The 11251-nt window shown below is 46.8% G+C and carries 7 protein-coding genes and 2 pseudogenes; 4 read left to right on the top strand and 5 right to left on the bottom strand.

Translation table 11 applies throughout. The annotated features are described in order from the left end of the window. A pseudogene (locus AK963_RS35655) lies at nt 1-190 on the top strand (IS630 family transposase); the annotation flags it as partial. Beyond that, nucleotides 172-885, top strand: a complete 714-nt coding sequence (locus tag AK963_RS19955) for a DUF4129 domain-containing transglutaminase family protein (RefSeq protein ID WP_066017191.1) — start codon at nt 172-174, stop codon at nt 883-885. The pseudogene AK963_RS35655 and the gene AK963_RS19955, both read left to right, overlap by 19 nt. A gap of 33 nt (nt 886-918) precedes the next feature. Here AK963_RS19955 and AK963_RS19950 read toward each other — a convergent pair whose 3' ends face one another. The 3 genes from AK963_RS19950 to ppnN all read right to left on the bottom strand — a co-directional run bounded on the left by AK963_RS19950 (nt 919) and on the right by ppnN (nt 5877). Next, nucleotides 919-1392 carry a YiiD C-terminal domain-containing protein gene (locus AK963_RS19950; RefSeq protein WP_238593793.1) on the bottom strand — a complete coding sequence of 158 codons (474 nt, stop codon included), beginning with the start codon at nt 1390-1392 and terminating at the stop codon, nt 919-921. Between the two features lie 97 nt (nt 1393-1489). Then, the gene (gene acnB / locus AK963_RS19945) at nt 1490-4081 is read right to left on the bottom strand and encodes a bifunctional aconitate hydratase 2/2-methylisocitrate dehydratase (protein WP_066017192.1); all 2592 of its coding nucleotides are present in this window, start codon (nt 4079-4081) and stop codon (nt 1490-1492) included. A 419-nt stretch (nt 4082-4500) separates the two neighbouring features. Further along, entirely contained in the window at nt 4501-5877 is a 1377-nt protein-coding gene (ppnN, locus tag AK963_RS19940) for a nucleotide 5'-monophosphate nucleosidase PpnN (RefSeq protein ID WP_066017189.1), read from the bottom strand. A gap of 1634 nt (nt 5878-7511) precedes the next feature. Between ppnN and yfcD the strand changes: the two genes are divergently transcribed. Both yfcD and AK963_RS19930 read left to right on the top strand, forming a co-directional pair. Further along, complete coding sequence (yfcD, locus tag AK963_RS19935) at nt 7512-8039, top strand: NUDIX hydrolase YfcD (RefSeq protein ID WP_066017188.1); 528 nt, start codon at nt 7512-7514, stop codon at nt 8037-8039. Between the two features lie 22 nt (nt 8040-8061). Then, entirely contained in the window at nt 8062-8673 is a 612-nt protein-coding gene (locus tag AK963_RS19930; RefSeq protein WP_066017187.1) for a riboflavin synthase, read from the top strand. Nucleotides 8674-8714: 41 nt separating this feature from the next. Here AK963_RS19930 and AK963_RS32280 read toward each other — a convergent pair whose 3' ends face one another. Both AK963_RS32280 and AK963_RS35650 read right to left on the bottom strand, forming a co-directional pair. Beyond that, nucleotides 8715-10079, bottom strand: a complete 1365-nt coding sequence (locus AK963_RS32280) for a hypothetical protein (RefSeq protein WP_139117543.1) — start codon at nt 10077-10079, stop codon at nt 8715-8717. A gap of 982 nt (nt 10080-11061) precedes the next feature. Beyond that, a pseudogene (locus tag AK963_RS35650) lies at nt 11062-11251 on the bottom strand (IS630 family transposase); the annotation flags it as partial.

Genomic DNA, 11251 nt, shown 5'->3' with positions numbered 1-11251 from the left:
ACCATTCGCACCGGAGTTAAACAGCTCAGAAAGGCTATGGGAGTGGATGCGGGAGCATGACTTATCAAACAAAGCATTTTCAGGTTATGAAAATATTGTAGATTGTTGCTGTGAAGCTTGGAATAACCTTTGCAGCGAAGCTGGTCGACTGTTCAGTCTGTGCTCCCGTGATTGGGCAGTTATACAGTAGTTAGAAAATTCAATTGGTATTACCTGGGTGGTGATTTTTTACCTGAAGAAAAGGTGGTCAGGGTACTTCAAAGAGATGCTCATGCTTGGGCTGAAGTCTGGGTTGAAGGGCAGGGGTGGGTTCGTTTTGACCCCACGGGAGCCGTAGCTCCCGAACGGATTGATCTTGGGATTGATGAAATGATTGAACAGGGTGGCTTGCTGCAGGGGCAGATTCCCCTTGCTTACCGTTTTGGGCAGACAGACTTCCTCAGGTCGGTTCGACAGGGTTGGGAACGGCTTGAGTATCGCTGGCAGAAGTCCGTAGTGCAGTACCAGCAGGCAAGACAGCAGTCTTTTATGAAAGAGTTGTTTGGCACGTCATCCTTTTATTGGCAGCAGATCGGTATGCTTGGTGCATTATTAGCACTGTTCCTGATGCTCTATGGGATTTTTGCTCTGTTTCAGCGGCCTGCACTAAACCCTCATCAAAAGCTCTGGTTACGGCTTGAACGTAAGCTTGCCAAAAGAGGCTTTGAGCGTCGCGCAGGAGAGGGGGCAAAGGATTTCGCGTTGAGAGTCAACGCAGAAAACGCTACGACAGGTAAGCAATTATTATCGATTGTTGATCTCTATATTCAGTCGGCATACTCGGAGCGTCTGAGCATGGATAAACAGTTGCTTGACCGGTTGAGCAAAATGATCAAGCAACTGTGAGTCCCCATATTCGTGCCCAGTTGAGAACGCCCTCTAGGGCGTCGCTACATAGATGCCTTTGTAAGTTGCGATGTTGACGGGTGACTTCCCTTCTTTCCCAGTTGAATATAACTCAACCGTTAGTTCCAGTTTGGCATTGCGACGTTCATTCAAGCGGTCAAAAAACGTGTCTGGAACATTAGCGCTGCAGCGGGCTGATATTCGGCCTTTGCCAGGAGCATGGTAGGTCAGTTGGGAATCGGCAATAACGGCAGCGCAGTCCTGTACACGAGTTCTTGCATGTAATGTGGTGAAGAGCCAGCCACAGATGGTTGCCAGTGCGGCAATACTTCCGCCAAAGGCCGTTCCTTTGTCGTTAATATTGGGCTCCAGCGGACAGCTGATTGCCAGCTCTCCATTGTTGAACTGATCAAAACTGACTTCCATGTTATTCAGCATAGGGATGTTGTCTTTTATCCATGCTATCAGTTCTGGTGTAAACAGGGATTCCGGTGTTGCCGCGTCCATATTGAAGGCCATCACTCGTCTGAGATTCAGTTGAATATGATAGAAATAAAAAGCCCCTGAAAACAGGGGCTTTTACGTCGTTTAAAGCAGCGTTTTATCAGCTGGCTTTGGCGATGATATCGTCAGCAGCCTTCTGATAAGACTCTACCTGATCAAAATTGAGGTAGCGATAGACATCACCGGCCATGGCAGCCAGATTACTGGCGTATTCCATATACTCTGCCACGGTTGGAATCTTGCCAAGAATGGCACCAACCGATGCCAGCTCAGCAGAGCAGAGGTACACATTAGCGCCATCACCCAGACGGTTAGGGAAGTTACGGGTAGAGGTAGAAAGAACTGTTGCACCTGGCTCTACTCGCGCCTGGTTACCCATGCAGAGTGAACAACCCGGAATTTCAGTCCTCACACCGTTGTCATTGTAGATGTTGTAATAGCCTTCTTCTTCAAGCTGGGCCTTGTCCATTTTGGTGGGAGGCGACATCCAGAAGCGGGTTTTCAGTGGATCATGGTTCTGTTCCAGCAACTTGCCTGCAGCACGGAAGTGACCAATGTTGGTCATGCAGGATCCCAGGAAGACTTCGTCCACCTTGTCACCGGCAACATCCGAAAGAGTGCGTGCATCGTCCGGATCGTTTGGTGCACAAAGAATCGGCTCCTTGATTTCTGCCAGATCAATCTCGATCACTTCTGCGTATTCTGCATCAGCATCCGCACGCATCATGACTGGGTTTGCCAGCCACTCTTCCATCTTCCGGGCGCGACGCTCGATGGTACGACGATCACCATAGCCTTCGCTGATCATCCAGCGCAGCATGGTGATATTAGACTTCAGGTATTCAGTGATGGACTCTTCAGACAGTGTGATGGTACAGCCAGCAGCTGAACGCTCAGCAGAAGCGTCAGACAGTTCGAAAGCCTGTTCGACTGTCAGGCTTTCAAGACCTTCAATTTCCAGTACACGGCCGGAGAAGGCATTCTTCTTGCCTTTCTTTTCAACGGTCAACAGGCCCTGCTTGATGGCATAAAGTGGAATTGCGTGAACCAGGTCACGGAGGGTAATACCTGGCTGCATTTCACCCTTGAAGCGAACCAGAACTGACTCCGGCATGTCCAAAGGCATAACACCGGTTGCCGCAGCAAATGCCACGAGGCCTGAACCAGCAGGGAAAGAGATGCCCAGCGGGAAGCGGGTGTGGGAGTCACCACCGGTACCCACAGTATCTGGCAGCAGCATGCGGTTCAGCCAGCTGTGGATGATGCCGTCACCAGGGCGCAGGGCAACGCCGCCACGGTTCATGATGAAGTCTGGCAGGGTGTGGTGAGTTTCTACGTCGACTGGCTTTGGATAGGCTGCGGTGTGGCAGAAAGACTGCATAACCAAGTCAGAAGAGAAGCCCAGGCAGGCCAGATCTTTCAGTTCATCACGGGTCATTGGGCCCGTGGTGTCCTGAGAGCCGACAGTGGTCATTTTAGGTTCACAGTACTGGCCAGGACGAACACCGGTAACACCGCAGGCTTTACCGACCATTTTCTGGGCAAGAGTGAAGCCATGGGTTGATTCTTTGGGTGCCTGTGGACGGCGGAATATTTCGGAGTGGCCCAGATCCAGTGCTTCACGCGCCTTGTCAGTCAATCCACGACCGATGATCAGGTTGATACGGCCACCGGCCTGTACTTCGTCAAGAATAACGTCGGATTTGAAAGTGAACTCAGACAGAACTTCCCCTGACTCAGAGAGGATCTTGCCATCATAAGGGCGAATTTCAATAATATCGCCCATGTCCAGCTTATCAACCGGTGCTTCAAAGACCAGGGCGCCTGCATCTTCCATGGTGTTGAAGAAAATAGGGGCTACTTTGCTGCCTATACAGATACCACCGGCTCTCTTATTGGGGACACCCGGAATATCATCACCAAAGAACCACAGTACAGAATTGGTTGCAGACTTACGGGAAGAACCGGTACCGACTACGTCACCCACGAAAGCAACCGGCAGGCCTTTGCTCTTGATCTCTTCAATCTGCTTCAGAGGTCCTGTAACGCCATGCTCCTCAGGCTCAAGACCATCACGGGTCATCTTGTAGGCAGCACGAGCATGTAGAGGAATATCCGGGCGGGACCAGGCATCAGGTGCAGGGGATAGATCGTCCGTATTGGTTTCACCGGTGACCTTGAATACAGCAACCTTAATGCTCTCAGGCACGGCATCACGTTTGGTGAACCATTCCGCTTCAGCCCAGGATTTTAGAACGGCCTGAGCATTGGCATTGCCTGCTTTGGCTTTTTCTTCAACGTCGTGGAAGGAGTCGAAGACCAGGAGGGTGCTTTTCAGCTGCTCAGCAGCAAGTTCACCCAGCTCAGTGCTATCCAGAAGAGCAATCAGGGTTTCGATATTGTAACCACCCAGCATCATACCCAGCAGTTCAACGGCTTTCTTATTGTCAACCAATGGTGATTCAGCTTCGCCCTTGACGATAGCGGAAAGGAATCCGGCTTTTACATAGGCTGCTTCATCAACACCGGGAGGAATTCGATTTTCGAGGAGATCCAGAATGTATTGTTCTTCACTTGCTGGTGGATTTTTCAGCAGTTCAACCAGGCCTGACACCTGTTCTGCATTCAGCGGCTTCGGTGGGACACCTTCTTGGGCACGCTCTTCGACGTGTTTTCTGTAGGCTTCTAACACGAGTTCTACCCTCATCATCTGTGGCAGGCTCTTGGGCGATCCTTCGACAAACCATTATGATCTTATGGGTCCGTCAGACGTTCCAAGGAAATCTTTACCAGTGCTACAGCGGTACAGCCTTGAGCAATTCTCTTTGAAAACGGCCTTGGGCGGTTTTCATTGAAAACAGTACAGCCAGCCCCAAACCCTGAAAATGGTGAAGAGCTTTACTGGCGGTATTTCCTAAGGTTGAAGATTTCCGGCAGATAAAGCACTGGTGGCGCGGGCAGTATAGCGGAAGGTGCTTTTCAAGTTAAGTAAAGACCGAAATAACCACTATTTTTTCTGTGAATGGCTGTTTCGGTATTTGTGATTTATGTAAACAGTGCCTGAAGAGGCCGGAGTGGCGACTTCAGGGGGGAGGTGGGATTGACAAAAAGTCAGGATTCAATGATTTCGTAGCAGGGTTCGTAATGGCTGCCCGGAAGTTTCATCCGGTGCTGTTCAACAAACGACTGCAGGAGGGTGTCCATTTGTTTCATCAGTTCTGCTTCACCACTGAGCTTGTAAGGGCCATGCTCACGGATCAGGTTAACACCGTCTTCTTTTATATTTCCTGCAACAATGCCAGACATGACACGACGCAGGTTGGCTGCCAGTTGGTGGGCAGGGAGACTGCTGTGCAGTTCCAGGTTTGCCATGTTTTCATGGGTAGGTTCGAAAGGCTGCTGGAACTCCTGGTCAATCTTTAACAGCCAGTTAAAGTAATACGCATCTCCATGACGTCGGCGGAAGCGAGTTACTTTTTCCAACCCTCTTGCCATGATGGTTGCCACTCTTGCTGGATCATTGACGATGATCTGGTATTTTTCCTGGGCTTCTTTACCCAGTGTATTGCCGATGAACTTATCAATCTGCTCAAAGTAGGCTTCTGACCCAGCTGGCCCTGTCAGGATCATGGTTAGTGGAATGTCTTTATTGTCCGGGTGCAGGAGGATGCCGATCAGGTAAAGAATCTCTTCGCAGGTTCCTGGACCTCCAGGGAAGACGATAATGCCATGCCCCAGACGGACAAAAGCTTCCAGACGTTTTTCGATATCTGGGAGGATAACCAGCTCGTTTACAATAGGGTTAGGAGATTCGGCGGCGATAATCCCCGGCTCAGTCAGACCAATAAAGCGACCATTACTGATGCGCTGCTTGGCGTGTCCAATGTATGCACCTTTCATGGGGCCTTTCATCGCTCCGGGACCACAGCCAGTGCAGATATTCATTCTTCTGAGGCCCAGCTGGTAACCGACCAGCTTTGTGTATTCATATTCATCGCGGCCGATGGAGTGTCCACCCCAGCAGACAACAATATTTGGCGTCTGTTTGGTGATAAATGCGTTGGCATTTCTGAGGACCTCAAACACCAGGTGCGTAATGTCTGACGAGCTGCCATGGTCGAAACGTTTGTCACTGGTGATCAGGGATGAAACATAAAGAATATCCCTGAGTACGGAGAACAGGTTTTCTCGAACACCCCGGATAAGTTTTTTATCAACAAATGCGGATGAGGGCGCATTGATCAGCTCAAGCTTCAGTCCACGGTGCTCCTGAACAATGCGGATATCAAAATCGGTATAGGTTTGTAACAGCTCTTCAGCGCTGTCGCCTTCCATTTCATTGCTTAAGACGGCCAGGGCACACTGGCGGAAAAGGCGGTGCAGGCCAGCTTTGGTATTATCCTGAAGAATATTGACTTCACGGCTGGACAAAACTCGCATGGAGCCAACCGGGTTAACAATGGCGGAGACTACATTAGGTTTACTCATTATGCCCCCTTAGAGGATGGTGTTTGGTGTCCAGCAGTATCTTTTCGGTGGTTCTGGCAGTAACAGATACTTGTCGGACAAAAATATATTTAACTAAATATCGGATCCCTTGGGTTGAAATCGAGTGAAAATTACAGTTTCGATAGGCTGGGGAAATTAAAATTCCTATTACCATGAGCTAATTATACTGCTTTTATCTGGTTTAGATCAGTCTTGACGCAGAATGACTCCTCTGACAAATTAGTAGTGATTACAAGCCTCTTTGTCTTTCTCATTCCAATTCACGACATACTTTGTACTGCTCTTATTGTGTTTCTGTTGTGATTCGAATAGCAGGGGCTAATAAACCAGGGGGGTGTTTTTTTGTGCCAGAACCGGCTTTTCCGGGGGGGATCTGACCATGTCTATTGAACAGATCATCGACTGCTTGTGTATTCCAGAATGAATTTTTCTCTGCTGGGGTACGTTCACCGGTTTTCTTTGTCCAGTCTGTTGCTGAGACACTATAACAACAGTTGCCGCGTTGCTACCGCACAGAATGGGTTAATTTAAAACCTTTGCTCGTTGGAATGGTTTAGGGGAAGATGGTGAACACCCGCAATCCGGTTCGTTCAGCGATACCATGATTACATAGATGGAGCGTCACCCGAGCCACTGAATAATCACTTCTTTAAGGTAATCAGAAAATTATTCTCAATAATTTTGAATTGAGCCTATAAATAAGCCGTTTAGAAGACCACTTATCTTTTCTCTCACTTAACCAGGTAAAGTCAATGCAAGTTCATAGCCAGTGCAGAGCCTCACTCGAGTATGATTTACTGGAAGACAATAAATCTCCAACAAAGCACAAGGCTCATTCACTTAAAAATACAGATTCAACAATCAGTGCTGGCATAGGTAGTGATGAGAGATCCGTGGCTGTAATGAAACGTAGGGTTTGTGCAACACCGCCTGCTGAAAGCCCGAAAAGACAAGAACGTCCAGTTTACTCAATCCAGACTCAGGAGCCCATGAGAAATTCCTACGCTGCCAATACCCGTCAAGATAAGGAAGGAAATATCCATAAATCAGATGAGTCTTCGTCAACAGACATATGCTCCAGGTTATGCACCATTTTGTGATTATCCAACGTTAATCACAAAGCCTCAGAAAAAATGATCCATACCATGAAACCTCATGAACTAGATTCTGTTGACATAATCTTCCAAATCCAGCGGGGCACGTAGCACAATATTATTTTTTGCTGAGCATTAAACTCCCACAAGTTACTACTCTTTTATGAAAGTAAGAAGCAGGTTGCCTTTCACTGGATCGGACAGAGAGCAAGTATGGTGGGCTTTGTTCTCTATTTTCTGGTTTTGAGCCGGTTATAACACTTTCCTCTGGAAGCATGTGTGTTATTGGTGTCTATCTTAAGCTTCTCTGAACCAGTAAACACTCTGCTAGTCAGTAGTGGCAATTCGCTATAGTTGCTGTAAATCTGGGGGGATGACTTCAATAATCAGGTGCATCCTGCTTTGATGCTTGAAAAACCGTGTCAGGGGATCGGTTGAATTTTCTGTTTTCGATTACGAATAGCTTGATATAAGATGTTGCCATAATAACAAATGAAAGGCAGATAACAGGAGATCTCGATGCCTGGCCAGCAAGAGGTGGAAGCGTCTGTGGAAAGTGTAGTGGTGGTTGATGACCATAATTTTGTTCTTGGGTCCGTTCCCAGGGGGAAAATGCGAGAGGAAGCACTGTGCCATAGGGCAACCTATATTTTTGTCTTTAACTCAAAAGGGCAGCTTTATGTGCAGGAAAGGACCCTGAATAAGGATATTTATCCGGGCTACTTTGACCCTGCTACGGGGGGAGTGGTTACCGAGGGAGAAAGCTACGATCAAGCTGCTGAACGTGAGCTGGCTGAGGAGCTTGGTATTGAGAGTGTGCCAATCACTTCTCATTTTCACTTTTTTTTCCATAATGATGACTGTCAGGTCTGGGGCAGGGTCTATAGCTGCTATTATGATGGTCCTCTGACACTGCAGGAAGAAGAGGTTGCCAGTGTGGTGCTGGAATCACCGGAAGAGGTGCTAACTAACCGGAACCACCGAAATTATACTCCAGACAGTCTGGTTGCTCTTGAGAGGCTGGTTCACTGTCTTAAAACATTCTGATGTATACCAACATAGGTAGTGTATGTTTACAGGTATTGTGAAGGGATTTTTTCCAGTTGGTCGAATTGAAAAGTTCAACGAACTGAACCGTATTACTGTACTTTTGCCGTCCACATTACTGGAAGGCCTCGAGACTGGAGCCAGTATTGCGGTGAATGGATGCTGTTTGACGGTTGTTGCTTTTGACCAGGAAAGTGCCTCCTTTGATGTGATGAAAGAGACGCTAAGGGTTACTAACCTGGGTGCGCTTGAAGAGGGGGATAAAGTCAATATTGAAAGAGCTGCACGTTTTGGTGATGAAATTGGGGGGCATCTTCTCTCTGGCCATATTCACGATACTGTTGAGATCTGTGAAATCAAGCAGGAAGAAAACAATGTGACTGTCTTCTTTCAATTTGCATCTGAATGGAAAGATTATATCCTGCCTAAAGGCTATGTTTCTTTAAATGGCTGCAGTCTTACTATCGGTGAGAAGGTTGAGGGGGGGCGTTTTTGTGTCCATCTCATTCCAGAAACCTTAAGAATTACGTCATTCGGTACAGCCGAAGTTGGAGATAGCGTTAACCTGGAAATAGATAGCCAGACTCAGGCTATTGTTACTACGGTGAAGAGCTATCTGGAATCAGTCAGGTGATGATGCATGGCATGTGTCATGGTATAGCTTTCTGACTCTCTTCATGCAAACGCAGGATTACATATCTTTAGATGTAATCCTGCACGATTCTGATAACCTGTTTTTTCATTGGCATATTGTAATAACCGTATTGCTTTATCCTGGTCACAGGGTGCTCCACCAGCGCCATACAGCATTATTACTCCCAGATTGTATGCATCCAGAGCTGGTAACTTTTCTACTTCATGCTCAGCCGCATTAATGGCTCTGATTCTTATCCTTAAATCCTTTAATGCTTCTTTTGAAACAGTGTGAATAATCATTTGAGCGTTTCGACGCCGGCATTCCAGTAATGTGATTGCCCGTAGATAGGCATCCGTTGATGGGGTAATTGATTCAATATGACCTATTGCTGTGAAAAAGTCTTCCTGGCTTTTTTCTGTCTCTAAATACCATGCTGCAGCGTAAAGATGAGCATAGTCACTTATAAGTGGCAGTGTGTTGTGTGTCAAAGCCAGGATAACTGTTCTGGCATGATAACTTCCATTCAGAGCGCCTTTCAGCAGGTAATTCATGGCAGTAGTAATCAAATCTGAGGTAGCGGTTTTTTCTGCCTCAATCATAAGCAGACTGCCAATCCGGGAGTTGGCTATGGGGTGATCGGGGGCTTTAATAAGCAATTCGTTATAAGCACTTTTTGCTTTTTCAATATGACCTGTGGACTCAAAATACATTGCTAGTGCCAAGGGATCACTGATGTGTTCAGGAGAAAAATGAGAGATAACCTGCATAAATATCTCAGGTGTCAGTTCGGGTTTTAGTGTGTTTATCATCAATAATGCAGTGGTATGGGCACCTTCATGTGATGAAAAAAGCTTAATGATATTACACAGACTATCCTTCAATTCAGCCGATATTTGCCCTGAGGCAAGGAGAGTGGAGATTGAATCTGATGGCCACTGCTGAGCCATCAATGTTATTGCTCCTGAATTATCGGGTAATTTTTCAATGACTTTTGAAAGTTCTAACAGTGAAGTGAGATTTTCCAAGACAGTATGCTGAGACCCTGTTCTGATTTGTTCGAGTTGAGCAGTAATCTGTTCTCTATAGTCAAAACGGATTAATTGGATACCGTATTCATGCAGGGTTCCTGCAATGGTCAACTTTCCACTATGATGGTCAAGAACAGCAGGGGGCACTGGCAAATCGAAGCTGGTTTTGAAAGGCCCAAACTTAATGCCCAGCGTTGGTATATGACTCTCAGGATGGGTCGTTCTTTCTTTTTCAGTCGTTGCCCGTAATTTGGTACTGAATTTACAAAAGCGTTTTGCTAAAGGGCAGACAATCCAGTTCATCACCTTACAGACAATACGATCCAGCAGGCTTGCCCCTTTTAATGGACTGAATTTCAACTTTTTAATTTTCATGGTTTTAAGATCTACTGCTCCCTGATCGACAGGGCAGTCCAGCGAACACGTCAGCATCTTTTTCTTAAGAAATAATCGGGTATACCAGCGAGGGGATTGCTCTCTATCCATAATGTCAAGCAGTTGATCAAAATCGACTGATGCTGAATCAACATTAAGGGGGCCGCTCAGGTTATCGTCTATGGAAAGATGAAGAGAGCTCACCGTGGCCGGACCAACTCGGGTATCTTTAACTAAGTATTCACCTCCACTGATAACCCTTGTGGTATTTTGCATGCCAGAAAGTGGTGACTGGTTAGCATACTGAATATACTCAGCATCTTTGACCTCTGCTGTTTGCAGATCAACAGGAATGGGCTGGCCATCTTTTACAATCATGGCACCGTTCTGACCATTAAGTGTGAGTTCTGGTGATACAACGATCTTGTCTTTGTCACATTGGAAAAGTGTTCCACCTGCCTGTACGGATAGTTCATTCGGGAAAGAAGCTCCATTTTTTGAGTCAACTACCGTTTGAAGGTCTGTGGCATTGGCGGCCACAGACTTGGCTGTGACATCGGCTTCCAGATAAGCTCCATCAGCTGGACGCCTAAGGTTGAGGCCTAGCCCCTGATATTGTACAGATAGTCTGTCGGCTGAAAGAGTTACAGGACTCTCACCAGGTAAAGTCAGAGGGACTGAATGAATCCTGGTTTCTCCTGATTCCGAAGTGACGTTGAACGTAATATTTTTTTTCTTATCCTGTTCAACCAGAAACTCCACGCCCTGTGCTTTCAGATTACCTGCAGAAAGTCCCTTGTTGGTTAAGTCAGCTTTTTGAACCTTAACGTGTGCATGTCGACTTCCAGTGTGGAGTTTGGGGTGAGAGCTATCACTCAACCGGATTGGTAGCAGTGTTTGTGATAATTCTCCATGCACACTCTCAAGTCTGATCTTGAGTTCTTCACTATTGATTTCAGGTAATACCAATTGAATTTTCTAACTACTGTATAACTGCCCAATCACGGGAGCACAGACTGAACAGTCGACCAGCTTCGCTGCAAAGGTTATTCCAAGCTTCACAGCAACAATCTACAATATTTTCATAACCTGAAAATGCTTTGTTTGATAAGTCATGCTCCCGCATCCACTCCCATAGCCTTTCTGAGCTGTTTAACTCCGGTGCGAATGGT

The sequence above is a fragment of the Endozoicomonas atrinae genome (assembly GCF_001647025.1).
GTDB lineage: Bacteria > Pseudomonadota > Gammaproteobacteria > Pseudomonadales > Endozoicomonadaceae > Endozoicomonas > Endozoicomonas atrinae.
This window is presented reverse-complemented; position numbering and strand designations above follow the sequence as displayed.

What these genes read in the sequence shown, in the direction of transcription:
- AK963_RS19930 (WP_066017187.1), top strand. Translation starts at nt 8,062, where the DNA reads ATGTTTACAGGTATTGTGAAGGGATTTTTTCCAGTTGGTCGAATTGAA.
- yfcD (WP_066017188.1), top strand. Translation starts at nt 7,512, where the DNA reads ATGCCTGGCCAGCAAGAGGTGGAAGCGTCTGTGGAAAGTGTAGTGGTG.
- ppnN (WP_066017189.1), bottom strand. Translation starts at nt 5,877, where the DNA reads ATGAGTAAACCTAATGTAGTCTCCGCCATTGTTAACCCGGTTGGCTCC.
- AK963_RS32280 (WP_139117543.1), bottom strand. Translation starts at nt 10,079, where the DNA reads ATGAAAATTAAAAAGTTGAAATTCAGTCCATTAAAAGGGGCAAGCCTG.
- AK963_RS19950 (WP_238593793.1), bottom strand. Translation starts at nt 1,392, where the DNA reads ATGGACGCGGCAACACCGGAATCCCTGTTTACACCAGAACTGATAGCA.